Raw genomic sequence first — 24,611 nt, 5'->3', positions numbered from 1 at the left:
TTTGCACGACGTTTATGCCGTCTCTTCTAAGCTGGGCATGTGTCGAACAGCCGAGACGGCCTCCGTCCGCTCCATGACCTTCATTCATCCCGTTCCCGCCTTCGATGTCGCCGGCCGCCGGTTGCGCGCCGGCGTACGCAACAACGTCATTCCGTTCCCGCCGCCGCGCCCGCGCCTGCAGTTGCCCGTCACGTTGACGGCCGATTCCGGCGAACGCGCGCATGCGCGGCTCGCGGCGCTGCTGCATTCCCCGCTCGGTGTGTATGTCGTCAGTGCGCGCACCGTGCGAGACGTGGTCCACGTGCACTTCGACATCGCGCCGGAAGACCTGGATTTCACGCTGCACATGCTGATCGCACAGCAGGCCGATGCGGTGATCGGGCCGGTCGCGCGCCGGTTGCGCGTCGGGCCGAAGGCACGGTGAAGCGGGGAGCGGGTGTTGCCCGCTCCTTGACGGTTTGTCCGATCCGCCGCCGATCGCCGGTTGCCGTGTCGTCCGCCCGCAGGGGGCGAACAGGCGCGCGGCACCGCGTGCGCGGCGTCGATCCTGACTACGGAGGGGTCATGGACCTCATGGAAGCAGCGCATGTCGCGCGGCCGGCAAGCCGCCGGGTACGGACGGCGTCGCTGCCGTCGGGCCAGCAACTCGCGCGTCAGCTCGTGACGACGGTGCGCGTGGCCGAAGTCCTGCTGCATCAGGCGATCGTCGTGCCCGACGGGCATCAATGGTCGGTCGACACCGAGTGGGTCGACGCGATCGGCGGCCCGCTTGCGGCCTGGGAGACGTGTGTGACCTGGCGGATCGGCAAGGTGTTCGCCGCGACAGTCAGCCCGGCCGCGCGCGTCAACGATCGCGACCAGGTCGCGGTCGAGATCCGGCTCTGTCTGCCCGAACAGGACTACGTGGCCGAGCGGCGCGTGAGTACCTTCGGCCGTCGCCACGGCAATCGCTTCGGCGCGACGCTGTCGGTCGCGTCGGGCGCGCAGTGGGGTTGGCAACGCACGGAGCACGTCGCGCCGGAACATACGCAGGTGCGCGGCGATACGCTGGAAGCGCTCGTCGATCGGGTTGCCGCGAACGTCAACGCGGCGCTGGGCGTGGCCGGGTTCGGCGCGACGCGCTGATCACGCGTCGCTGGTCTGCCCGGTCGGCCGCTGCAGGTCTTCCATCAACTGTTCCGCGAGAAAGTCGCACGGCGGGCGCTTCGATTTCGTGCTGCGCGCGAGTATCAGTTCGAGCGGCGGCAGGTCGGGCAGCCCGTGCGCGCGGCCGAGCATCGACAGTTGCGCGGGGATCGCGCAGCGCGCGAGCGGCGCGACCGCGAGGCCGGCCTCGACCATGCTGAGCAGCCCGAGCAGGCTCGGGCTTTCATAGGAGGTGCGGTACGGCACCTTCGCGCGTTCGAGGCTGCGGATCGCGTTCTCGCGCGCGACGCTACCCGGCATGAACACTGCGATCGGCAGCGGCCGCTCTTCCCACACGCGCGGCCCGTTCGTCATCGCGGCCCATGCCATCGGCTCGTGGCGGATGAAGTCGCCCGACAACCCCTTGATGCGTGTGCCGCAGACGAGGTCGACGGTGCCCTCCTTGATCAGCGGCGCGAGCGCGCTGCTCGGCAGCCCCATCACCTGGATCTCGACCTTCGGGTAGGTCGCCGAGAACTTCTTCAGGACCGACGGCAGCAGCGACGACGCATAGTCGTCCGGCACGCCGATCACGACTTTACCGGTCACTTCCGGCCGCACCACGGCCGCCCACGCCTCGTCGCGCAGCGCCAGCATTCGTCTGGCGAATCCCAGCAGTACCTCGCCTTCGCGCGTCAGCACGATGCTGCGCGGCTTGCGCACGAACAGCGGCCGGCCGATCGCGTCTTCCAGGCTCTTGATCTGCATGCTCACGGCCGACTGTGAGCGGTTCACCGCCTCGGCGGCGCGGGTCATGTTGCCGGTCTCCGCGACGGCGACGACGGTGGCCAGCACGTCGTGATCGAGCATCTTCATGGGTATCAGGAAAACTGAACGTAACGATCAGCATTATGCGTTTTTATTGTTGCTGTGTGTCTGCCATAGTGCGATCACGCTGGCGTTTCGCCCGAGGGCGGCGCGGCGTTCAGGCCGGTTGATCCGGTGTGCAGGATTGAACAAGGAAGCGTGGTGTATCGATGATCGACCATCCGTTGCGCGCCGCACTGGCCGCGGAATTGCACGCCCGGCCGTTCCTGCGGCTCGCCGAAGCCGTGTCGCTCACGCATTACGCGATCTACGCGGACGGCCAACCCGACATCCACGAAACGTTGCTGCACGCGCTGTGCCGCGATACCGGCATCGCCGCGCCGCACGAAGGCGCGACGCACTACGCGGTGCAGTCGCCAAGCGGCTGGCACCTGAAGTGGGAGCGCCACACCGAATTCTCGACCTTCACGTTCGTCGCGACGCGGCGCGACACCGGCTATTTCGACGATCTCGCGATCGAAGGCATTCCGGCTGCATGGTTCGCGCGGCTCGCCGGTATCCGCTTCGTCGCGGTGCGCATGGAGCTGCTGACGGGCGACGCCGCGCGGCTCGTCTGCGGCGACCTGCGCCGCTGGATCGACGGGCCCGCGCTCGTCGGCAGCAACGTGCTCGGCGGCGGCAAGGTGTTCTGCGACTGGCACGTGCGCGACGACGGCTTCATGCGCTTTCTCGTCGTCGACGAGGATTTCCGCGAGGAGCAGGGCGGCCGCCTGCTGCAGCGCCTGCATGAGATCGAAACGTACCGGATGATGGCGTTGCTGGCGCTGCCCGTCGCGCGCCGGATGAGCCGCGAGCTCGACGAGATCCACGCGGCGCTGCACGCATTGATGCAGCGGATGGATGCGAGCGGCGCCGACGGCGACGATACGGCGCTGCTCGTCAAGCTCACGCATCTCGCGGTGCGGGTCGAATCGCTGTCGGGATCGGGCGCGCGCTTCAGCGCGTCGCGGGCGTACGAAAAGCTCGTGCTGGCGCGCATCCACGAGTTGCGCGAGGAGCGCATCGAAGGGATGCCGACGATCGCCGAATTCATGGAGCGTCGTTTTGCACCGGCGATGGAAACATGTCGCAGCGTATGGGCGCGCCACGAACAGATCGCCGCGCGGATTGCGCGGGCGGTCGACTTGCTGCGCACGCGCGTGAACCTCGCGCAGGAAAAGGACGTAACGCGTTTGCTGGCCGGGATGGAGCGCACCGCACGCAACCAGCTGCATCTGCAGCACGCGGTCGAGGGGTTGTCGGTGGCAGCCATTTCGTACTACGTGCTGTCGCTCGCAACGGCGGCGTTCAAGGCGCTGCACGTGATGAACCTGCCGGTCGATCCCGAACTGGCGGAAGGCCTGCTGATCGCGCCGGTCGTGTTCGCGGTGATTCACATCACGCGGCGCACGCGCGCACAGCTGGCGCGATCGGAGGCTGCGCATGACGGCACCGTGGTTCATGCGGCAGCGATGAAGCAGGTCGGTTAGAACATCTAAAACATGATCAGGTAAAGGAGTGGAGATGACTTTTTCGCAGAAACAACCGGGTTTTTACAGCGGTTTCGATGCCGCATTCGACGAACCGGCGCCGGATGATGCGGGTGTGCCCGAGGCCGCGCGCGTGACGTCGTATCAGGCCGTACTGCAGGAGCCGATGACGTCGCTCGTCGGGAATACGATCGATCGGCCGGACGTCGCGGCGGTGGCGATTCTCGGCTACAACTGACGTGATTTGCCGCGCCGGTTCGATCCGGCGCCGCGGCATTCATTGACCGGCGGCCTTCCGGCTCGCCGGGCGTGAATCGCCTATCGGTTTTTCCTTCTCCTTGCCCTTTCCCCGTGCCAGCGCCAGTTCGACGAACGCGCGCGCGGCCGCGCTCCGGTACGCCCCCTTGCGCTGCAGCAGCACGGCCGTGCGCCGCAGGACGGCCGGATCGAGCGCGACGGCGACGAGATCGTCGTGCCCGCTCGCGATCGTCGCGGGCAGCAGCGTCGCGAGGTTCGTGCGGCGCACGATCTCGATCACGGCCCCCAGCGAATTTGCTTCCATCAACACGCGCGGCTGCACGTCGTGCTCGCGGAAATAGCGATCGATCTGCACGCGTGTCGCGAACTCTGCCGTGAGCAGCACGAGCGGCGCGTCGTGCAGCGCGCGCAGGCCAGCCTTGCGTTTCCCGGCGAGCGCATGCCGGCGGCTCACGACGAGCGCGAGCGTTTCGACCAGCAGCGTTTGCGCTTCGATATCCACCGTCTGCACCTCGTCGAACGCGATGCCGACATCGATCTCGTCGTCGACGAGCAGCGCCTCGATGCGTTCCTGCGACATCTCGCGCACCGACAGCGACACATCCGGATAGCGGCCGTGAAACGCCTCGACGAGCGGCCCGACGAGATAGCTCGTGAAGGTCGGCGTGACCGCGATCCGCAGCGAGCCGCGGCTGAGATCCTGCACGTCGTGAATGGCGCGGCGGCCTTCGGCGAGATCGTGCAGTGCCTGCCGCGCATAGCGGTAATACACGTCGCCGGCGTCGGTCAGCCGCGTCACGCGCCCGGTGCGGTCGAACAGTTGCGCGCCGAGCGTCTCCTCGAGCTGGCGAATCTGCTGGGACAGCGCGGGCTGCGACACGTGCAGCGCGGCGGCCGCGCGCGTGAAGCTGCGATGCTCGGCGACGGCGAGGAAGTAGTGGATATGGCGCAGCAGCATGGTCGTTCCTATAAGTTCTGCTTATCCGGGGGATCATAAATCAGTCTTTTACGTTATTGGAAGTCCGGCGTAACCTGCCCTTCATCGATTCCACCCGCACCGGAGAACACGCGATGAAGGACATCATCGAAGGCTTCCTGAAGTTCCAGCGCGATGCCTATCCGGCGCGCGCCGCGCTGTTCCGCGATCTCGCGCGCAGCCAGAATCCGCGGGCGCTGTTCATCTCGTGCTCGGACAGCCGGCTCGTGCCCGAACTCGTCACGCAGCGCGAACCGGGCGACCTGTTCGTGATCCGCAATGCCGGCAACATCGTGCCGTCGTACGGCCCCGAGCCGGGCGGCGTGTCGGCGTCGGTCGAATACGCGGTGGCCGCGCTGCGCGTGACCGACGTCGTGATCTGCGGCCATTCCGATTGCGGCGCGATGACGGCGATTGCCACCTGCCAGTGCATGGATCACATGCCGGCCGTCGGCCACTGGCTGCGCTACGCCGATTCGGCACGTGTCGTGAACGAGGCGCGCACGCATCGCAGCGAACGCGAGCGGATCGACTCGATGGTGCGCGAGAACGTCGTCGCGCAACTGGCGAACCTGAAGACGCACCCTGCCGTGCGGCTCGCGCTCGAAGAAGGGCGGCTCGCGCTGCACGGCTGGGTCTACGACATCGAATCGGGCTGCATCGACGCCCATGACGGCGCGACCGGCCGGTTCGTCTCCCTGGCGGACCATCCCGAAGTCCGCGCCACGCCCGCGACGCTTCCCGTCGCGGCCTGAATCGCTCCAACCCCACCACGAGGAATTGCCATGATCCAGTCCCAGCACAGCCAGACCGCCCGCCACGCGCTTGCGGAGACCATCGTTCTCGCGAAGGCGCGCAAGAACCTGTCGTTCGCGCAGCTCACCGAAGGCACGGGCTTGAGCGAAGCGTTCGTGACGGCCGCGTTGCTCGGCCAGCATGCGCTGCCGGCCGATGCGGCGCGCAGCGTTGCCAGCAAGCTCGGCCTCGACGACGACGCGGTGCTGCTGCTGCAGACGATCCCGCTGCGCGGCAGCATCGACGATCGCGTGCCGACCGATCCGACCATTTACCGCTTCTACGAGATGCTGCAGGTGTACGGCACGACGCTGAAGGCGCTCGTTCACGAGAAGTTCGGCGACGGCATCATCAGCGCGATCAATTTCCGGCTCGACGTGAAGAAGGTCGACGATCCCGAAGGCGGTTCGCGCGCGGTGATCACGCTCGACGGCAAGTACCTGCCGACCAAGCCGTTCTGAGGCCGGCGCGGCGCCGCGGCCGCGGTGCCGCGCAGGTTTCCACCCGACGTGCGTCGGCCGGTTGAATCCGCCGCACGTTCCCGCCATTCCGTTTCAATGAGGATGCAGCCATGGATTTTGTGAAACGCACGATCGATCTTGCGATGAAGAACGTGGAAGAGGGCGGCCGCCCGTTCGCGACTGTGATCGTCCGCGACGGCGAGATCGTCGCGGAAAGCCCGAACCTCGTCGCACAGACCAGCGACCCGACCGCGCATGCGGAGATCCTCGCGGTGCGCGACGCGTGCCGCAAGCTCGGCACCGAGCACCTGACCGATTGCGAGATCTACATTCTCGCGAGCCCGTGCCCGATGTGCCTCGGCTCGCTGTACTACTGCAGCCCGAAACGCGTCGTCTACATCACGACGCGCGAGGACTACGCGCCGTTCTACCGCGACGACCGCAAGTATTTCGAGCTCGACACGTTCTATGCCGAATATGCGAAACCGATCGAGGAACGCCGGCTGCCGATGGTGCAGCACAAGCACGCCGACGCGATCGCCGTCTACCGGCGCTGGAAGGAACTGAACGCGAAGTGACGTGACCCGCGCGGCGCGCCGGCCGCGCGTGGCAGCCGCCCGGCTGCTCGTTTTCCCGACCCCCCGTTTCACCCTCCGTGTCACCCGGCGGCGCCCGTTCCGCCGGGGCGCCCGCGCTGCCGCGCGCGGCCGGGTCATGCCCCGTTTTGCCGCCTCCCCAAACATCGATCCCGTTCAATGTCCGAAACGGAAATCCGCGATCCAAAAGGTTTTTGACGGGTTTAAAAATTCGCACTGGAGACGACAGAAACGTGCGGAAAGCCCGATGAAAACCGATGAAATCTTCCTGACAGCCAGCGCGGTGCCTCCGGTCGTTCGCGACTGATTGCCACCGATCGCCGTGCGTGCCCCCACACCTGTTTCGTTGCGCCATTCGTTCCGGACGAGGAATCGCTCGATCCCTCTCCGCCAGCACCGCGCGACTGCCGACCGGTCGCGCCTGACGCCAGAGATTCGCTTACCTGCTTAAAACGGACCATCATGAAACGGGATTCATTCAGTACACCTGATGCGATGCATCGACCGACGACGGATATGATCAAGCCGAACGACGCATTCGTGCGCATCGAAAACGTCGTGAAGAAATTCGGCGACAGCACGGCCGTCGACAACGTGAACCTGACGATCGCGAAGAACGAGCTGTTCGCGCTGCTCGGCAGCTCCGGCTGCGGCAAGTCCACGTTGCTGCGCATGCTCGCCGGGCTGGAAACGGCGACCTCCGGCAAGATCTTCGTCGACGGCGAGGACCTCGCGTCGCTGCCGCCGTACCGCCGCCCGGTGAACATGATGTTCCAGTCGTACGCGCTGTTCCCGCACATGACGGTCGAATCGAACGTCGCATTCGGCCTGAAGCAGGAAGGCACGCCGAAGAACGAGATCAAGGAGCGCGTGGCCGATGCGCTCGCGCTCGTGCAGATGAGCAAGTACGCGCAGCGCAAGCCGCATCAGCTCTCCGGCGGCCAGCAGCAGCGCGTCGCGCTGGCCCGCTCGCTGGTCAAGCGCCCGAAGCTCCTGCTGCTCGACGAGCCGATGTCCGCGCTCGACAAGAAGATCCGCCAGAAAACCCAGCTCGAACTCGTGAACATCATCGAGAAGGTCGACGTGACCTGCGTGATGGTCACGCACGACCAGGAAGAGGCGATGACGATGGCCAGCCGCCTCGCGGTGATGAGCGAAGGCAAGATCGTGCAGATCGGCGCGCCGGGTGAAGTCTACGAATTCCCGAACAGCCGCTTCTCGGCCGAATTCATCGGCTCGACCAACCTGTTCGAAGGCCGCGTCGTCGAGGACGAACCCGATCACATCTTCGTCGAGAGCGACGACCTCGAAGCGCGCATGTACGTGAGCCACGGCATCACCGGGCCGCTCGGGATGCCGGTCGGCATCTCGGTGCGCCCGGAACGCATCCACGTGTCGCGCGAGAAGCCGGGCTCGAAGCACAACTGGGCGCGCGGCGTCGTGACCGACATCGCGTACATGGGCAGCTACTCGCTGTACCACGTGCGCCTGCCGAGCGGCAAGACGGTGGTGTCGAACCTGTCGAGCTCGCACCTGATGAGCGACAACGCGCCGGCGTGGAACGACGACGTGTTCGTGTCGTGGTCGCCGGCCAGCGGCGTCGTGCTGACGCAATGAGGACGACGCGATGAGAACCTCTGCTTCCACGCCTTCCACGCCGGTGTCTGCCGGCGCCGCGAGCACCGGCGCCGGCCGGCGCGCCCGGGCCGCTTCGCCGCGCTGTCGCGCTTCCTGCCGTCGGGCCGAGCGTCGCGATCGGCGTGCCGTTCCTGTGGCTCGCGGTGTTCTTCGCGCTGCCGTTCGTGCTGGTGCTGAAGATCAGCTTCGCCGACCAGGTGATGGGCATCCCGCCGTACACGTCGCTCGTCGAGTTCAAGGACGGCGTCGTGCACTTCGCGCTGCAGCTGTCGCACTACGCGTTCCTGCTGCAGGACGACCTGTACATCGCGACCTACCTCAGCTCGCTGAAGATGGCCGCCGTGTCGACCGTACTGTGCCTGCTGATCGGCTATCCGATGGCGTACTACATCGCGCGCTCGGAACCGAACCGCCGCAACGTGCTGATGATGGCCGTGATGCTGCCGTTCTGGACCTCGTTCCTGATCCGCGTGTACGCATGGATCGGCATCCTGAAGGATGATGGTCTGCTGAACCACACGCTGATCGCGCTGGGCATCATCCACACGCCGCTGCGCCTCTATCACAGCGATGCGGGCGTCTACATCGGGATGGTCTATTCGTACCTGCCGTTCATGGTGATGCCGCTGTACGCGCACCTGGTGAAGATGGACCTGACGCTGCTCGAAGCCGCGTACGACCTCGGCGCGAAGCCGTGGGTCGCGTTCACGCGCATCACGCTGCCGCTGTCGAAGAACGGGATCATCGCCGGCAGCCTGCTGGTGTTCATCCCGGCCGTCGGCGAGTACGTGATTCCGGAGCTGCTGGGCGGCGCCGACACGCTGATGATCGGCCGCGTGATGTGGGATGAATTCTTCAACAACATGGACTGGCCGATGGCGTCCGCGGTGACGGTCGCGATGGTGCTGCTGTTGCTGGTGCCGATGGCGCTGTTCCAGTACTACCAGGTCAAGGAACTGGAGGAAGCGAAATGATCAAGCCGAGCAAACCGCTGTCGACGGGCGTCCTCGCCTTCGGCTTCCTGTTCCTGTACATCCCGATCATCAGCCTGATCGTGTACTCGTTCAACGAGTCGAAGCTGGTGACGGTGTGGTCGGGCTTCTCGCTGAAGTGGTACGCGGCGCTGCTGGAGGACGACGAGCTGCTGACGGCCGCGTGGCTGTCGCTGAAGATCGGCCTGCTGACGGCGACCGCGTCGGTCGTGATCGGCACGTGGGCGGGCTTCGTGCTCGCGCGCTTCGGCCGCTTCAAGGGCTTCACGCTGTACACGGGGATGATCAACGCGCCGCTGGTGATTCCGGAAGTGATCCAGGGCATCTCGCTCTTGCTGCTGTTCGTGGCGCTGGAGCAGATGTTCGGCTGGCCGAAGGGTCGCGGGATGGTGACGATCTGGATCGGTCACGTGATGTTGTGCGTGTCGTACGTGGCGATCATCGTGCAGTCGCGCGTGAAGGAGATGAACAAGTCGCTGGAGGAGGCCGCGCTGGATCTGGGCGCGACGCCGCTGAAGGTGTTCTTCGTGGTGACGCTGCCGTTGATCTCGCAGGCGCTGCTGTCGGGGTGGCTGCTGTCGTTCACGCTGTCGATCGACGACCTGGTGCTGTCGGCGTTCCTGTCGGGGCCGGGGTCGACGACGCTGCCGCTGGTGGTGTTCTCGCGCGTGCGGCTGGGGCTGAACCCTGAGATGAACGCCCTGGCGACGCTGTTCATCACGGCCGTGACGATCGGCGTGATCGTCGTGAACCGGATGATGATCGCGCGCGAGCGGCGCCGGATGGCCGACCTGAAGGCGGCGTTTGCGATGGCGTGAGCGTCGGTGTGATGGCATGACGACAGCGACGGCGGGCGCATAACGGGCCCGCCGTTTGCATGGGTCGCTTGCTTGCGGGGCAGGTAACGGGGCGGTCGTGTGCTGTGCGCGTGCGCGTGACCGAGCTGGTCGGCTACGGCGACGGTGCCACTTGCAAGGCGGCGCAGCCGGCCCGATTCGCGACGGCGCCTTCGGTGCCGGGCTTCGGGTTCCCGATGTGGCCGGGCAACGAGTGGGAATTCCACATGGCACGCAATATCGCACGCGAGTAGCGCGCTCGCCGCGCCGCGGGCGACACGCTATAGTCGTGCGATGCCCGCCGACGGTGCGGCACACCCGGCGGCCCTTTCACGCACGTGTTCTCCCGATGACAGCCCTTCCCGACGTTACCCTGCGACTGACCGACACCGAGCAGCCGGCCGCACGAGACTTCATCAGCCGCAAGCTCGGCGAATTCAATCACGCGATGACGGGGCGCTCGGATGCGGCCGCGCTCGACGTCTACGTGACCGACCCGGCCACCGGAGAGATTCTGGGCGGACTGACCGGCCGGACGTCGCTCGGCCTCTTTTTCATCGATCTGTTCTACCTGCCCGAATCGCTGCGCGGCGGCGGCTTCGGCAGCCGGCTGCTGCGCGAGGCCGAAGCGGAAGCGAAGCGCCGCGGATGTGCGCGTGCGGTGCTGTACACGATCTCGTTCCAGGCGCCGGATTTCTACCGGAAGCAGGGTTACGAGCCGTTCGGCGAAGTGCCGTGCGAGCCGGAAGGGACCGCGCGCGTGTTCATGGTGAAGGTGCTTTGATCCGGAGCCGGCCCGGCGATCCGGTTCACGGCGCCTGATGCGCCGCGCGTTTCAGGCATTCGATGAACGCCGTCATGCTTGCGCCCGGCACAAGATCCTTGCGGTGCATCAGCCCGAGCGTCAGCGGCGACAGGTTCGCATCCGTCTGCAGCCGCACCAGCCGGCCGCCGCACGCCGGGTCGTCGAGCAGGAAGTCCGGCCATACGCTGACGACGCCTGGCTCCCGTGCCAGCTCGCCGTAGAGCCGCTGTGACGTGCAGACCGTCACGCGCGGCGTCGGCGCATGCACGCCGTCGCCGCAGAGCGCGCGCCAGAATGCGGGCCAGCTGTCGCGAGTGTGATTGTAGAGCCAATGTGCGCCGGCGAGCCGGTCGAGGCGCGTTTCGCCGGCGAGCGGATCGCCGTGCGCCACGCCAAGCGATTGCGCGGACGTGCCGAGCGGCACGACGCGGTATTCGGCCGTTCGGTCGCTGTCGGCGACGAATGCGACGCACAAGTCGAACGAACCGTCGCGCAGCCCGTCGATGATCTGCGTCGGCGCGCATTCGTAGACGTTCAGCAACACGTCGGGGCGCGCGGCGCGGAACGCACGCAACGCGTCGGGCACGACGATCGACGCGGCCAGCAGCGACACCCCCACCGACAGCATGCGCCCGGCCCCGGAGCGCATCGCTTCCAGCTCGCGTTCGGCGAGTGCGATTTCGGCGACCACCGTGCGCGCATGGCGCAGCAGCGCCTCGCCGTAGCGCGTGAGCCGCACGCCGGCGCCGCTGCGTTCGAGCAACTGCACGCCGACGCGCGCTTCGAGTTCCTTGATGCTTTTCGTGACGGCCGGCTGCGACACGCTCAGCGCGTCGGCCGCGGCCATCAGCGTGCCGTGCTCGGCGATCGCGACGAGCATCTGCAACTGTGCTGTCTTCAGGGTGCCGCGTTCCATAAGCGTTCGCTATACGCATGAGAAATTGGAAATCGGCCGGCCGCCCGGCGCGCTTATCTTGTGGGCACCGGCCGGCAAGACGGCACGAGTATACAAGGAGGCAGGTTTGACAACGAACGGTATCGACGTCGATCTCGACGAGCTCGTCGCATTGCGCCGCGACATCCACGCCAACCCCGAAACGGCGTTCGACGAGCATCGCACCAGCGAACTGGTCGCCGCGAAGCTGCGCGCGTGGGACATCGAAACACATACGGGGATCGGCGGAACGGGCGTTGTCGGCGTCGTGCGCGGGCAGCGCGGCGCGGGCCGCACGATCGCGCTGCGCGCCGACATGGACGCGCTGCCTATGGAAGAGGAGGGTCGGCCGCTGCACCGGTCGCTGCGCAACGGCGTGTTCCATGGCTGCGGGCATGACGGGCACACGGCGATGCTGCTGGGCGCGGCTTGCCACTTCGGCAAGCATCGCGATTTCGCCGGCACGATCGTGCTGGTGTTTCAGCCGGCCGAAGAGACGGGCGGCGGCGCGAATGCGATGCTCGCGGACGGCCTCGAGGAACGCTTCGGCTACGACGAGATCTACGCGCTGCACAACGCGCCCCATTTCGAGCCCGGCACGTTCGGCGTGCGCGACGGTGCGATGCTGGCGTCGTGCGACGAGATCGTGATCTCGATCGTGGGCGTCGGCGGCCACGGGTCGGCGCCGGAGAAGACCAAGGACCCGGTGATGGCCGCCGCGCAGCTGATCTGCGCGTTGCAGACCGTCGTGAGCCGCACGGTCGAGCCGAATGCCGCGGCCGTGGTGAGCATCGGCAGCATCCATGCGGGCAGCGCGCCGAACGTGATCCCCAGTCACGCGGCGTTGACCGGCACGCTGCGCACGTTCGACGAGCGCGTGCGTACGCTGGCGAAGGCGCGGATTCGCGGCATCTGCGAGGGCGTCGCGCTGGCGAGCGAGTGCGCGATCTCGGTCGACTTCGCGAACAGCTCGCCGGCGACGGTCAATCATCGCGAGCAGGCGGAGGCGGCCGCCGCGGCCGCCTCCGACGTGTTCGGCACGCAGAACGTGCTGCGCGATTTCGTGCCGCTCAACGGCTCGGAGGATTTCTCCGAATTCCTGCTGCGCCGGCCGGGCGCGTACGCATTGATCGGGCAGGGCGGCGTGTACTGCCACCACCCCGAGTTCGATTTCAACGACGACGTGCTGCCGCTCGGCGTGCGCTATTTCGTGACGCTTGCGCGTGCGCGGCTTGCGCGTCGGCAGGAAAGTTCGGGAGGCGATTGCAATGACCTGTGAAGCACGACGGTACCGCGGAGTCGTCCGCGCGCTGACAGCGATGCTGGCCATCGCCGCATCGGTGGCCTCGGGCGAGGCCGCCGCCGCCGGCGCGACGCTGCGTTTCGGCACCGACCCGACCTATCCGCCCTACGAATACAAGACGCCTGACGGCCGGCTCGCGGGCCTCGACATCGACATCGGCAACGCGGTGTGTGCGGCGGCGCAGGTGCGCTGCGTGTGGGTCGAGAGCAGTTTCGACGGCCTCGTCGCGGGGCTCGCCGCGCGCAAGTTCGATGCGATCGACGCGTCGATGGCGCCGACTGCCGCACGGCGGCGCGTGATGGATTTCACGCAGCCGCTCTACGCGGCCGACATCCGGCTCGTGGCCGCGCGCGACCGCCGGCTGATGCCCGAGCCGGCATCGCTGGCCGGCAAGCGGATCGGCGTGCTGCAGGGTTCGACGCAGGCCGCGTTCGTGAAGGCGAACTGGGAGCCGCGCGGCGTCGTCATGCACGAATACTCGGACCAGAACAGTATCTATGCGGATCTCGCGAACGGCCGTCTCGACGGCACGCTGGTGCTCGGTACGGCCGCGCGGCTCGGCTTCCTCGACAAGCCGCAAGGCGCGCGCTTCATGCTGTCTGGGCCGCGCATCGACGATCCCGCGATCGCCGGCGCCGCGAGCGTGATCGGCGTGCGCAAGGGCGACGCGCAAACGCTGCGGCTGCTCGACGCGGCGCTGGCGCGGTTGAAGGCGGATGGCACGATCGCACGCCTCGAGCGGCAGCATCTCGGCGCGGGCGGCGGCGCCGAGTGAAGGCCAAGGCCTGCCGTTACCGCGCCGGCGCCGCCCGCTCGACGATCATGTCGTAAAGCGCACGCGCGGCCGGCGACAGTTGTGCGCTTTTACGCGTGACGAGGACGAGCGTGCGCGACACCGACGGCTCGACGAGCTCGATCGTGCGGATCATCGGATACGCGTTCTTCTGGATCGCGAGCTTCGGCACGACGGCCGCGCCGAGTCCTTCCGCAACGAGCCCGAGCGCCGTGGAGCTGCGCTGCACCTCGTAGAACGAATGCAGCGACACGCCGCTCGTCTTCAGCGCGCCGTCGAGCAGCCCGCGATTGCCGCTCACTTCGCCCGCGAAGATCAGCGGATGCGGCTGCAGCGCGGCCCAGCGAATGCGCCGCCGTTTCGCGAGCGGATGATCGTCGCGGCACACCAGCACGTAGGGATCGCTCGTCAGCGGGACGTTGACCAGTTCGGGATGCTGGTCGCCGGCGATGCCGATGCCGAACTCGGCCTCGCGATGCAGCACGGCCTGCAGTACCGACGCCGACGCGTGATCGAGGATCTTCACGCGATCGTGCGGCCGGTGCGCGGAGAATGCGCGCAGGATGCGGGGCAGGTATTGCACGCCGACCGTCGGCACGCACGCAATCGTGACGTCGCCGCGCTGGCTCAGGCCCGTCTCGCGGATTTCGGTCAGCGCGTCGGACAATTCGTTCAGCAGCCGGCGTGCTTGTGGCAGGAAGCGCCGGCCGATCTCGGTCAGCGTGGTGCGGCGTGTCGTGCGCTCAACCAGCGCGACGCCGAGATAGGATTCGAGCTTGCGCAGCCGCTGCGTGATGGCCGTCTGCGTGACGTGCAGCGTATCGGCCGCCTGCCGGAAGCTGCCGCCGTCGGCGATTGCGACGAAAGCCTGGACACCGAGCGTATCGATCTTCATCAGAATTTTGAATCAATTACGATATTAAATTCATTTTACTGAAGGTCGCGTGCGGTCGCAGAATGCGCAGCATCGACGGCTGCGCGGATCCCGGTGCGCTTGCCGTCCGTGCCGACAAGGAGAACCCTCGTGACGACCCCACTCGATCAATACGCGAACCAGTACGTGCAGTTCGAGGACGAACGCACGCGGCCGGTGCGCGACCTCCTGGCCGCCGTGCCGAAGACGCCCATCCATACCGCGATCGACATCGGCTGCGGGCCCGGCAATTCGACCGAGGCGCTGATTGCACGTGCGCCGGATGCGACGATCCACGGGATCGACGCGTCGGCGGACATGGTCGCGGCCACGCGCAAGCGGCTGCCGGCGTTGCGTTTCGATCTCGCCGATGTCGCCACGTGGGACGATCCGGGCGGCTATGACCTGATCCTGTCGAACGCGGTGCTGCAATGGGTGCCCGCGCACGACACGCTGTTCCCGATGCTCGTCGGCAGGCTCGCGCCGGGCGGCCATCTCGCGGTGCAGATGCCGGACAATCTCGACGAGCCCGCGCACCGGCTGATGCGCGACGTCGCCGCGGGCGGGCCGTGGGCCGGCAAGCTGAAAGACGCGGCGCGCACCGAGCGGTTCGATGCGCGGTACTACTACGCGTTGCTGTCGCCGCTGTGTTCGCGCGTGGACGTGTGGCGAACGACCTACTACCATCCGCTGCGCGGCGGCGCGGACGCGGTCGTCGAATGGTTCAAGGGCAGTGCGCTGCGGCCGTTCCTTGCGGCGCTCGACGACGCCGAACAGCGCGCCTTCCTCGCGCGTTATCGCGACGCGATCGTCGGGCCGGACGGTTACCCGGTACTCGACGACGGCACCGTGCTGCTGCCGTTCCCGCGCCTGTTCATCGTCGCGACGCGCAAGTGAGGTGGCAATGACGCGCCGGGCGGCGGGGCGTCAGCGCACCGGCCGCATCGATTCCGGGTCGACCGTGCGGATTCGCGCAGTCTGCCCGTCGCGCAAGTCCTTGTACCAGAACAGCGCGACTTCGCCGGCGTTCTCGCCATCCGCATACAGGAAGCGGTCGTGGCCGCCGAGCGCGAAGCCCGCGCGCGCATAGGTGGAACAGGCCGCGACATTGTTCGCCTGCGTTTCCAGCCGCATGAAGCCGAACCCGTGATTGCGCGCCCAGGCTTCCGCTGCCGCCAGCAGGAATTGCCCGATACCGAGGCGTCGATGTTCCCGGTCGACGGCCAGTTCGGCGATCTCGGCCATGCCGTTCCAGCTCTGGCTGACCGCCACGAACCCGGCGAACTGCCCGCCGGCGGTCGCGCGAAAGAGCGCAGTCTTGCCCGACGCTTCGTCCGCCCAGCCGGCCGGATCGAACCCGTAGTCCTTGCGGCGCGCGGGCAGTGCGCGAAGGTCGAGCAAATCCTGATACGGCGCATTCAGCTCCCATGCGATGTCGAACGAGAAGTCGCATTGGTCCAGTTCGTCGGCGGCAAGCGAGATCGCCGGTTCGATGCTGATGTGCTCGGCTCGGTCCATATGTCGGTGTCCTGTCTTCGGCGGAGGGTGTGGTCTCGTCGGTGACGCGATCGCCGGCGCACCGATGTGCGTCGAATCGCGCCCGTTTCCGTTCTTCGTTTTCTGAATCTGCACAATTCGCCGCGCGCGAAACCGGCACAGACCGGCCGCGTGTCCGGCTGCCGGCCAGGCGCCACTCGTGCGCCGGGCGGCGCCGCACACGTTTGCGGCCTGCGCGCACTGGCAGATGCGTTCGTTCAACCGCCTGATTATGCTGGATTTCGGCGCCGCCACGGTGCTGCTGCCGTGCGATGAGGGCTGCCGTGCGTCGTGTCTTCGATCCGGTTCGGCCGGCGCTCGCCTGTGGATGAAAGACGACAGGAACCCGAATAATTGTTTACCGTTTGGTGACAACTCGATATATTCCGAAAAATATATCGAAGGTCGTGGCGCCGTCAGGCGTCACGTCGTCCACCTGCTCCACGAAAGCCGGAAGAGATTCTGACCTGCATCGCCGGAGCAACGCGTCGTCATGGCATGCGCAACCGGTGCGCGCGCTTCCCGACGCTGCAACACGAGCGGCCGCCCCTGCGGCATGCCGCTTCAGCAAGCCCACACTGGCATCGAAACGGAACATCGTGCACGCGCATGAGGTATTGGCGTGTCCGGCGTTCCTTCGGTTCGGGAGCTTGCGCTCGTCCGTCAACCATTTTTTCGTCAATACGCCGCGCGTCTCGCTGCGACGCAGGCGCGCGCGTCAACAACAAGAGGAAGCAGCATGAATAAGACCATCGTGGCCGCGGCCGCACTCGGGATGTTCGGCACCGCCGCGCACGCGCAAAGCAGCGTCACGCTCTACGGGCTGATCGATGCGGGTATCACGTATTCGAACAAGGTCGCGACAGCGGCCGGGCACGACAAGCTCGTCAAGTACGGCGACGGCGTGGCGTCGGGCAGCCGCTGGGGCATCCGCGGCACCGAGGATCTCGGCGGCGGGCTGAAGGCGCTGTTCGTGCTGGAGAACGGCTTCAGCAGCGGCGACGGCACGATCGGCCAGGGTGGCGCGCTGTTCGGCCGGCAGGCATTCGTCGGCCTGTCGAAGAACGGGATCGGCTCGCTGACGTTCGGCCGCCAGTACTCGTTCTCGACCGACTACATCGGCGCGAACTACACGATGGGCAGCCAGACGCCGGCCGGCAACTACGCGTATCACATCAACGATCTCGACCAGCTGACGTCGAGTCGCATCAACAACGCGGTGAAGTTCCAGAGCGCGAACTTCGCGGGTCTGACGTTCGGCGCGATGTACGGCTTCTCGAATTCGACGCAGTTTGCCGGCACGCCGACCACGACCGGCGCGAACGGTTCGCAAGGCTCGTCGAGTGCGTACAGCTTCGGTGCGAACTACGCGCAAGGGCCGTTCGGCATCGGCGCCGCGTACACGAACATCCGCTTCCCGAACGGCGCGACGCCCGCGTTCGGCGTGAGCATCGCGAACATCAACACGCAGGGGCTGCGCGATCTCGAGACGGTCGGCGTCGGCGCGCGCTACGCAATCGCGGCGGCGCTCGTATGGGCGAACTGGACGCATACGAAGTTCACGCCGTTGTCGGGCGAATCATCGAAGCTGAACAACTACGAAATCGGCGGCCGTTATGCGTTCACGCCGGCCCTGAGCGGCGGCCTCGGCTATACGTTCTCGAAGCTCGACGGCCGCTTCGACGGCAAGTGGCACCAGGTCAACGCCGCGCTCGACTATGCGCTGTCGAAGCGCACCGACGTGTACGTGAGCGCGGCCTACCAGAAGGCGTCGGGCAGCAACACGATCAATGGCCGCGTGGTGCCGGTGCAGGCCGAGATCGGTTCGTCGGGGTCGTTCATCGGCAACGCGGGTGCGAACACGCAGCTCGTCACGCGGATCGGCCTGCGTCACAAGTTCTGATCGACGCGGGAAGGCGGGCGTTGCCGATGTCGGCGGCACCCGTCGCGATGTCCGGAACCTGAGCCGGCACAACAACGGGCGCTCCCATCGGAGCGCCCGTTTTGCTGTGGGCGACACGATGGCCCGGAAACGCGCTGGCCCGGAAAGCGATATATTCGATCATGCATATCGAGGCGACGGTCGATCGTGTCGCCCCACATTCACCCATACGGGAGCCCCATCTTGAACTCGACGCAACGCGAAGCCGTCGGCGAAGCCTTTTCTCTCGACGCGATGCAGCACGCAAGAACCATGACCTGGCAGGCCGTCGACGCCATTGCCGACGGCATTCGGCCGGGCATGCGGGAATCGGAGGCCAACGCACTCGGGCTGAGCGTGCTGAAAGCGCTCGGGATGGACCGGATCTGGCATCCGGTGCTCGTCCGCTTCGGGGAAAACACGCTGCGCACGTTCAAGGCGCGCTCGGTGGCGGACCCGGTGCTCGCCGACGACGACATCTTCTTCATCGACCTGGGCGCGGTGTGGGCGAAGCATGAGGGCGACGCGGGCGCGACGTTCGTGTCCGGCGACGACCCCGACATGCATGCGTGTGCGCACGCGGCGCGCGTGATCTACGACGAAGTCGAGCATCACTGGCGCACCACTGGCTGCGCGGGCATCGCGCTGTACGAATTCGCCGCGCAACGCGCCGACGCACACGGCTTCCGGTTGAACGTCGACATCAAGGGCCATCGCGTCAGCGATTTCCCGCACGCGATCTACAAGGCCGGCAATCTCGGCGATTTCGATGCCGCGCCAGCCGCCGGCTTGTGGATCCTCGAAATCCAGATCGCGCACCCGACGCGGCCGTTCGGCGCATTCTACGAAGACTTGCTCGTGTAGCGCTTGTCGTGCCCGTAGCGCGTGCAGGGCGGCTGGAAAAACATTCGGGCGCAACGTGGCACGTCGCGCCCGAATGCGTGCCGGCCCCATCCAGGCGGCCGGCACGGTCTGGCCATGCCGTCAGATGTTGATCGTGACGGGGCCCGCGAGCGGCGTGTAGCCGTCGTCGAACAGGTACCACGCATCGTACTGCCCCGACGCCAGCGTGCTGTTGGCCGTGGACGAGAGCAGCAGCGAGCCGGTGCTCTTCGGCACGTACGCCCACGACTTGTAGCTGCCCTTGATCGGCTGCGCGCCATGCGCAAAGATGCCCACCCAGTTCTTCGGGCTGTGGCTCCACGGCGGCGCGACGTAGTCGAACCGCAGCGTGCCGAACGTCGAGCCCTGCGAAGCGAGCGACGCGACGAACTTCTTGCCGGAATTGCCGATTGCCGAATCCGTGAGCAGGAGGCCGGATTGCGTCTGCACGCAGCCGGCCACCCGGCGCAGGAAGTTCGGATCGTTCGCGTCGCGGATGCTTGCGTCGTACCAGCCGCCGTCGCCGTACCACGTGACGGCTTGCGTCGCGCCGGCGGCGACGGTCACCGACTGCCGCGTGTTCATGCCGTATGCGTTGTCGGTGAGCTGGAACGTCGTCGCGCCGGAGCCGGCGGAGTTGTCGAGCGTGATCTGCACGTTGCCGTTGGCCACGTCGTAGCACAGGCTGATTTCGGCGGTCGATCCCGTGTTGCCGGACGAACCGACGCTGCCGCGGAACGTCTGCAGGAAGCCGTTCGGGCCGTAGACGGAATAGTCGTAGCTGCCGCCGGCATTCAGCGCGAGCGAATCCGACAGGTTCGCGCACTGGCCGGCGCCGGCCGCGATCGTGTAATGCCGGGGGATCGTGCTCGTGCCGTCGACCCACGCCTGCAGGTGGACGCCGGCGGTGCCGGTGTTGGTCATCGTCAGCGACAGCGCGTTGCCGGCGCGGTTGACCTTGCCTTGCACGAAGAACTCGTAGGGCAGGCGGCAGGCGGTGCTGCGGCCTGCCGTCTGCGCCGGCACCGCGGTGGTGGTCGGGTAGGGGATCAGGACGGCCGGGCCGTTCGGGTTCATGTTGCTCGCCGGCGGCAGGATCGCGGGAACGGTCTGGTCGGCGTTCGAGAAATCGAAGGCCGACGTCAGGTCGCCGCAGACCGCGCGTCGCCACGGCGAGATATTGGATTCCTGAAACCCGAAGCGCGCCTCCAGGAAGCGGACCACCGACGTGTGATCGAAGACTTGCGAATTCACCTTGCCGCCCTTCGACCACGGCGAGATCACGAACATCGGCACGCGCGGCCCGAGCCCGATCGGCACGTCGCCGCTCGCCGAGCCATCCGATGCGCTGCCGCCGCTGGCGACGAATTCCGCGGCCGTCGACACGGTCGACTGCCCGGTGCCGGCCGCGGAGCTGGCAGGGACGGCGGGCGGGACGTGATCGAACAGGCCGTCGTTCTCGTCGTACATCACGAGCAGGACCGTGCTGGCCCAGACCTTCGGATTCGAGGTCAGCGCATTCAGCACGTTGCTCACGTACCATTCGCCGCCGCTCGCGGCCCACGACGGATGCTCGCAATACGCGTAAGGCGCGGCAATCCACGACACTTGCGGCAAGGTGTCGTTCGCGACGTCGGCCTGCAGCTGGCTGAACAGGTTCGTGTCGTATTCCTTGCCGCCGCCGCTCGGGTCGATCTGCGTGCCGTTGATCGCGGGCGCCAGCGGATCGTTGGCGCCGAGGTTCTGGTACTGCTTGAAGTTGAGAACGATGTTGTCGCCGTAGTTCCCGTTCCACCAGAGCGTGCTGCCGGCGCTGTTGGAGTTGCCGTACGCATGGCCGGCATCCAGGCCGTTGCCCTTGTCCTGGTAGAACTTCCACGTGACGCCGGCCGCGTTCAGCCGTTCCGGCAAGGTCGTCCAGCCGGTGCCGGTCATCGTGTTGTCCGTGTACGGCGAATAACCCGGCACGTTGCCGCAGCACCCGGTCCACAGATACAGCCGGTTCGGGTCGGTCGGGCCGAGCATCGAACAGTGGTAGTCGTCGCACACCGTGAACGCGCTTGCCAGCGCGTAGTAGAAGGGGATGTCCTTCTGCGTGAAGTAGTACATCGTGCCGCTGGTCTTCGCGTCGGCCCAGTTGTCGTAGCGGCCGTTGTTCCAGGCACTGTGCGTGCCGGTCCAGCTGTGGTCCAGGTCACCGTAGTACGTGTCGCCGTTCGCCATGCCGGAGGGCGGGGACGGGTTGAACGGGAACACGTAGGACAGCAGCCAGGGCTGGCGCCACACCGGATACCCGCTCGAAATCACGACCGGCCGCGGATCGCCGAAGCCGCGCGCGCCGGCGAGCGTGCCGAGATAGTGGTCGAACGAGCGGTTTTCCTGCATCAGGATCACGACGTGCTTCACGTCCTGGATCGTGCCGGTCACGGTGGCCGCCGGAATGGCCTGGGCGCGCGCGATGCTTTCGGGCAGCATGCCCGTGATCGCGGTCGCACCGGCGAGCTTCAACGCATCGGCGAGGAACTGGCGTCGTGTTGTGGGTTTGTTTTGCATGATCGCTCTCTGTCGTGGATGGCTGGCCTTGGGGCCTGCGTCGGTCAGTGGCACGCGCTCGCGCAGTGCAGGACGGGCGTGGACGCCGAACCCGGTGCGGCCGCGCGTGCGGCCGCCACGTTGGCCGCGGTGCCCGAGTCGCCATCGCCGCAAGCGGACAGCGTGCAAAGCAGCGCGATCATGAAAACGCCGCGCCAGTGCGGAAAGCGGCTTTCCGACCGGCGCGACCTGACAACATGCTTTCGATCCGATTCAAATCGGATTCCTGATTGATCGTGATGATTGCTGCGTGCTCCGTATTTCATTACCCCTCCAGACATGAAAATGGACAGCAGAGAATATCGCCCGAATCAGAACAACTTCATGACAGGCCAGCCGCGTTTGCCGGCTACCTGGGAAAGCTTCGAGTCGGGATTGGTCGCGACCGGATGCGTGACGTAGTCGAGCAGCGGCACGTCGTTGATGGAATCGCTGTAGAAGTAGGTCCGTTCGAAATCGGACGGCAGGTAGCCGAGCGATCTCAGCCATGCGGCCGTGCGCACGATCTTGCCTTCGCGGAAGCTCGGCACGCCGATGCTGCGCCCGGTGAACTGCCCGGCCGGCGTGCCGTCGTCGGTATCGAGCTCGATGCCGAGCAGGTGCTCGATCCCGAACTCGGCCGCGATCGGTCGTGTGACGAAGACGTTGGTCGCCGTCACGATGCAGCAGAGATCGCCGTTCTCGCGATGCCGGTCGACCAGCGCGCGGGCCTCCGGTGTAATCGCCGGCCGGATCACCTCGTCCATGAACTGCGCATGCCAGCGTGCGAGCTGCTCGCGCGAGTAGCGCGTGAGCGGCGCGAGCGTCACGGCGAGATACGCGTCCATGTCGAGCGTTCCGGCCGCATAGTGGCCGTAGTGCTCGTCGATCAGCGCCGTATGCGCGTCATCCTCCTGCCAGCCGACCCGCGTGATGAAGCGGCTCCAGGCCTGGTCGCTGTCGAGCGGCAGCAGCGTGTGATCGAGGTCGAACAGCGCGAGATTCTTGTGCATGGGTCATTCCGTGGATTGCGTGCTTACGCGCCGATGAGCTTCTCGATCGCGTCCCTGGCGTTTTTCCCGTCGATGGTCGTGACGCCGTCGAGCCACTTCGACAGCACGCCGGGATTCTTCTTCGCCCATTCCTTCGCGACCGCGATCGGATCGGCGTGATTCATGATCGGCACCATCAGCTGGTTTTCTTCGTCGGTCGTGAATTTCAGGTTGGTCAGCAGCCGGCCGACGTTCGGGCAGCGCTCGAGATAGCCGGGCGTGACGAGCGTGTAGACCTTCGCCGAGCCGTAATTCGGGCCGAACACGGTGTCGCCGCCGTCGAGATACGCGATCTTGTAGTTGAGGTTCATCGGATGCGGCTCCCAGGCCAGGAAGACGATCATCCGGTGCTCCTGCACCGCGCGCGTGACCTGGACGAGCATCCCGGCCTCGCTCGATTCAACCAGCTTGAAGCCGCCGAGTCCGAATTCGTTCTTGTCGATCATCCGCTGGATCAGCGCGTTGCCGTTGTTGCCGGCGCCGATCCCGTAGATCTTGCCGTCGAGCTGGTCGCGGAATCTGGCGATATCGGCGAAGCTCTTGAGGCCCTTGTCCGACGCGTACTGCGGCACGGCCAGCGTGTAGCGCGCGCCGACCAAGTTCGGTTGCGGCAGCAGGTGCACGGCGCCGGCATCGACGAACGGCTTCACGGTCGGCGTCATGCTCGGATCCCAGTAGCCGAGGAACGCATCGATCTGCGCCTTCTTCACGCCGGCCAGCACGATCGGCGGCGACGCGATCGTCTTGGCCGCCTCGTAGCCGAGCCCGTCGAGCAGCATCATCGCGACGCCGGTGGTGGCCGCGATGTCGCTCCAGCCGACATCGCCGAGCGTCACCTTCTTGCAGACGTCGCCTTCGGATGCGTGAACGGGGGCCGTAGCCAGCGCCGCCACCAACGTGGCTGCCAGCATCCATGCCTTCTTGATCATGATGGTCTCCTAAGCAAGTGTTTCGGATCGTGTTGCCTGATTGGTCTGACGATTGATCGCGCGGATCGGATGAAACAAACGAACTTGGGTCTGGCTTTGTCGTTTTGCGTACCGTATATTAGAACGCACAAAATCGCAAGATTGCACAAAAATACAACCCGCCGCACGCGAAGGCGGGAAAAGCCGGGATGCGGTCCGCGCGGTCCATGCGTCATCAAGTGAATCCGTAAGGAAGGAGACCTCGAATGATCAGTCAGCTGGAAATTGTTTCCCGCCTGTTGCTGGCGGCCTTGCTCGGCAGCATCGTCGGCATCGAGCGCGAGCGCCTGTCATGGGCGGCGGGGCTGCGCACGCACATGCTGGTGGCCGTGGGCGCCGCGCTCGTGATGATCGTGTCGGCGTTCGGCTTCGCGGATATCCAGGAGGCGAAGAACGTGTCGCTCGATCCGTCGCGCGTCGCCGCGCAGGTCGTGTCGGGTATCGGCTTTCTCGGTGCGGGGTCGATCATGCTGCGCGGCGAGATCATCCGCGGACTGACGACCGCGGCGAGCCTGTGGGTCGTCGCGGCGGTCGGACTGGCCGTGGGCGGCGGCATGTACGTGGCCGCGATCGCCGCGACGGCGATCGTGCTCGCGATCCTGGCCGGCCTGAAGCCGATCGAGAAACGCTTTTTCGCCGAGCGGCAGCGCCGGGGCGTGCGCATCCTCGCGAGCCGCGGCGCCGTGAAGCTGACGTCGCTGCAGTCGATGCCCGGCATCGACCAGGCGCGCATCGTCCAGTTCATCATCGAGCAGGACGACGCGACACCCGACGACGACCATATCCACGTGGTGTTTTCGAAGATGACGAGCCGTGAATTCCAGGTGGTCCGTCAATCCCTGCAGACCCTCGTCGGCATCAAAAAAATGGAGGAGAGCGCTGCGTAGTTCGTCGTTCGA

Annotated in this window: 26 protein-coding genes and 1 pseudogene; 18 read left to right on the top strand and 9 right to left on the bottom strand. The window is 66.4% G+C overall.

All coding sequences use genetic code 11. The features are described from left to right. The first annotated feature begins 73 nt into the window (after positions 1-73). Complete coding sequence (locus KEC55_RS25595) at positions 74-424, top strand: hypothetical protein (RefSeq protein ID WP_282507908.1); 351 nt, start codon at positions 74-76, stop codon at positions 422-424. Positions 425-564: 140 nt separating this feature from the next. Beyond that, positions 565-1,125 (top strand): hypothetical protein, encoded by a 561-nt coding sequence (locus tag KEC55_RS25590; RefSeq protein ID WP_282507907.1) that lies wholly within the window; start codon positions 565-567, stop codon positions 1,123-1,125. On the opposite strand, the gene KEC55_RS25585 is transcribed toward KEC55_RS25590, so the two are convergent. Continuing rightward, entirely contained in the window at positions 1,126-2,001 is an 876-nt protein-coding gene (locus tag KEC55_RS25585) for a LysR family transcriptional regulator (RefSeq protein ID WP_176048552.1), read from the bottom strand. 161 nt (positions 2,002-2,162) lie between these two features. Here KEC55_RS25585 and KEC55_RS25580 point away from each other — a divergent pair, with 161 nt between their 5' ends. Both KEC55_RS25580 and KEC55_RS25575 read left to right on the top strand, forming a co-directional pair. Then, positions 2,163-3,482, top strand: a complete 1,320-nt coding sequence (locus KEC55_RS25580; RefSeq protein WP_282507906.1) for a DUF3422 family protein — start codon at positions 2,163-2,165, stop codon at positions 3,480-3,482. 34 nt (positions 3,483-3,516) lie between these two features. Continuing rightward, entirely contained in the window at positions 3,517-3,720 is a 204-nt protein-coding gene (locus KEC55_RS25575) for a hypothetical protein (RefSeq protein WP_027789889.1), read from the top strand. 39 nt (positions 3,721-3,759) lie between these two features. Here KEC55_RS25575 and cynR read toward each other — a convergent pair whose 3' ends face one another. After that, positions 3,760-4,698, bottom strand: coding sequence for a transcriptional regulator CynR (cynR, locus tag KEC55_RS25570; RefSeq protein ID WP_282507905.1), 939 nt, complete (start codon positions 4,696-4,698; stop codon positions 3,760-3,762). Positions 4,699-4,811: 113 nt separating this feature from the next. Here cynR and KEC55_RS25565 point away from each other — a divergent pair, with 113 nt between their 5' ends. From KEC55_RS25565 to KEC55_RS25530, 8 genes and pseudogenes are all read left to right on the top strand, one after another. Then, the gene (locus KEC55_RS25565) at positions 4,812-5,471 is read left to right on the top strand and encodes a carbonic anhydrase (protein WP_043178750.1); all 660 of its coding nucleotides are present in this window, start codon (positions 4,812-4,814) and stop codon (positions 5,469-5,471) included. Between the two features lie 30 nt (positions 5,472-5,501). Next, the gene (cynS, locus tag KEC55_RS25560; protein WP_282507904.1) at positions 5,502-5,972 is read left to right on the top strand and encodes a cyanase; all 471 of its coding nucleotides are present in this window, start codon (positions 5,502-5,504) and stop codon (positions 5,970-5,972) included. Between the two features lie 110 nt (positions 5,973-6,082). Next, the gene (locus tag KEC55_RS25555; protein WP_282507903.1) at positions 6,083-6,550 is read left to right on the top strand and encodes a nucleoside deaminase; all 468 of its coding nucleotides are present in this window, start codon (positions 6,083-6,085) and stop codon (positions 6,548-6,550) included. A gap of 513 nt (positions 6,551-7,063) precedes the next feature. Further along, positions 7,064-8,185 (top strand): ABC transporter ATP-binding protein, encoded by a 1,122-nt coding sequence (locus KEC55_RS25550; RefSeq protein ID WP_282507902.1) that lies wholly within the window; start codon positions 7,064-7,066, stop codon positions 8,183-8,185. Between the two features lie 10 nt (positions 8,186-8,195). Continuing rightward, positions 8,196-9,180 (top strand): annotated as a pseudogene (locus KEC55_RS25545) (ABC transporter permease subunit). Next, positions 9,177-10,016: an ABC transporter permease subunit gene (locus KEC55_RS25540; protein ID WP_282507901.1), complete on the top strand. Its 840-nt coding sequence runs from the start codon at positions 9,177-9,179 to the stop codon at positions 10,014-10,016. The pseudogene KEC55_RS25545 and the gene KEC55_RS25540 overlap by 4 nt, the downstream one beginning before the upstream one ends. A 59-nt stretch (positions 10,017-10,075) precedes the next feature. Then, on the top strand, positions 10,076-10,288 hold the full coding sequence (locus KEC55_RS25535; RefSeq protein WP_282507900.1) for a hypothetical protein: 213 nt from the start codon (positions 10,076-10,078) through the stop codon (positions 10,286-10,288). A 95-nt stretch (positions 10,289-10,383) separates the two neighbouring features. Next, the gene (locus tag KEC55_RS25530) at positions 10,384-10,818 is read left to right on the top strand and encodes a GNAT family N-acetyltransferase (RefSeq protein ID WP_282507899.1); all 435 of its coding nucleotides are present in this window, start codon (positions 10,384-10,386) and stop codon (positions 10,816-10,818) included. A gap of 25 nt (positions 10,819-10,843) precedes the next feature. Here KEC55_RS25530 and KEC55_RS25525 read toward each other — a convergent pair whose 3' ends face one another. After that, positions 10,844-11,755, bottom strand: a complete 912-nt coding sequence (locus KEC55_RS25525) for a LysR family transcriptional regulator (RefSeq protein WP_282507898.1) — start codon at positions 11,753-11,755, stop codon at positions 10,844-10,846. A 106-nt stretch (positions 11,756-11,861) separates the two neighbouring features. On the opposite strand from KEC55_RS25525, the gene KEC55_RS25520 reads away from it, so the two are divergent. Next, positions 11,862-13,052 (top strand): amidohydrolase, encoded by a 1,191-nt coding sequence (locus tag KEC55_RS25520; protein ID WP_282507897.1) that lies wholly within the window; start codon positions 11,862-11,864, stop codon positions 13,050-13,052. A 40-nt stretch (positions 13,053-13,092) separates the two neighbouring features. Continuing rightward, on the top strand, positions 13,093-13,851 hold the full coding sequence (locus tag KEC55_RS25515) for a transporter substrate-binding domain-containing protein (protein ID WP_282507896.1): 759 nt from the start codon (positions 13,093-13,095) through the stop codon (positions 13,849-13,851). A gap of 16 nt (positions 13,852-13,867) precedes the next feature. Here the strand turns inward: KEC55_RS25515 and KEC55_RS25510 are convergent, their stop codons facing one another. Continuing rightward, positions 13,868-14,764, bottom strand: a complete 897-nt coding sequence (locus tag KEC55_RS25510) for a LysR family transcriptional regulator (RefSeq protein ID WP_282507895.1) — start codon at positions 14,762-14,764, stop codon at positions 13,868-13,870. A gap of 129 nt (positions 14,765-14,893) precedes the next feature. Between KEC55_RS25510 and tam the strand changes: the two genes are divergently transcribed. Continuing rightward, positions 14,894-15,679, top strand: coding sequence for a trans-aconitate 2-methyltransferase (tam, locus tag KEC55_RS25505; RefSeq protein ID WP_282507894.1), 786 nt, complete (start codon positions 14,894-14,896; stop codon positions 15,677-15,679). Between the two features lie 30 nt (positions 15,680-15,709). Here tam and KEC55_RS25500 read toward each other — a convergent pair whose 3' ends face one another. Further along, positions 15,710-16,300: a GNAT family N-acetyltransferase gene (locus KEC55_RS25500; RefSeq protein ID WP_282507893.1), complete on the bottom strand. Its 591-nt coding sequence runs from the start codon at positions 16,298-16,300 to the stop codon at positions 15,710-15,712. Positions 16,301-17,057: 757 nt separating this feature from the next. Here KEC55_RS25500 and KEC55_RS25495 point away from each other — a divergent pair. Continuing rightward, positions 17,058-18,221, top strand: coding sequence for a porin (locus tag KEC55_RS25495; protein ID WP_282507892.1), 1,164 nt, complete (start codon positions 17,058-17,060; stop codon positions 18,219-18,221). 222 nt (positions 18,222-18,443) lie between these two features. After that, positions 18,444-19,103, top strand: a complete 660-nt coding sequence (locus KEC55_RS25490) for a M24 family metallopeptidase (protein ID WP_282507891.1) — start codon at positions 18,444-18,446, stop codon at positions 19,101-19,103. Positions 19,104-19,223: 120 nt separating this feature from the next. Here the strand turns inward: KEC55_RS25490 and KEC55_RS25485 are convergent, their stop codons facing one another. From KEC55_RS25485 to KEC55_RS25470, 4 genes are all read right to left on the bottom strand, one after another. Next, positions 19,224-21,674 (bottom strand): phosphocholine-specific phospholipase C, encoded by a 2,451-nt coding sequence (locus KEC55_RS25485; RefSeq protein ID WP_282507890.1) that lies wholly within the window; start codon positions 21,672-21,674, stop codon positions 19,224-19,226. Between the two features lie 44 nt (positions 21,675-21,718). Next, entirely contained in the window at positions 21,719-21,856 is a 138-nt protein-coding gene (locus tag KEC55_RS25480; protein ID WP_282507889.1) for a hypothetical protein, read from the bottom strand. A gap of 168 nt (positions 21,857-22,024) precedes the next feature. Next, the gene (locus KEC55_RS25475) at positions 22,025-22,705 is read right to left on the bottom strand and encodes an HAD family hydrolase (protein WP_176051422.1); all 681 of its coding nucleotides are present in this window, start codon (positions 22,703-22,705) and stop codon (positions 22,025-22,027) included. A gap of 23 nt (positions 22,706-22,728) precedes the next feature. Beyond that, positions 22,729-23,673: a choline ABC transporter substrate-binding protein gene (locus KEC55_RS25470; RefSeq protein WP_282507888.1), complete on the bottom strand. Its 945-nt coding sequence runs from the start codon at positions 23,671-23,673 to the stop codon at positions 22,729-22,731. A gap of 245 nt (positions 23,674-23,918) precedes the next feature. Here KEC55_RS25470 and KEC55_RS25465 point away from each other — a divergent pair, with 245 nt between their 5' ends. Next, complete coding sequence (locus tag KEC55_RS25465; protein WP_176051424.1) at positions 23,919-24,599, top strand: MgtC/SapB family protein; 681 nt, start codon at positions 23,919-23,921, stop codon at positions 24,597-24,599. Positions 24,600-24,611: the final 12 nt, after the last annotated feature.

Source organism: Burkholderia cepacia (assembly GCF_029962485.1).
Lineage (GTDB): Bacteria > Pseudomonadota > Gammaproteobacteria > Burkholderiales > Burkholderiaceae > Burkholderia.
The sequence above is the reverse complement of the archived record's forward strand: the minus strand, read 5'-3'. Positions and strand labels throughout refer to the sequence as shown.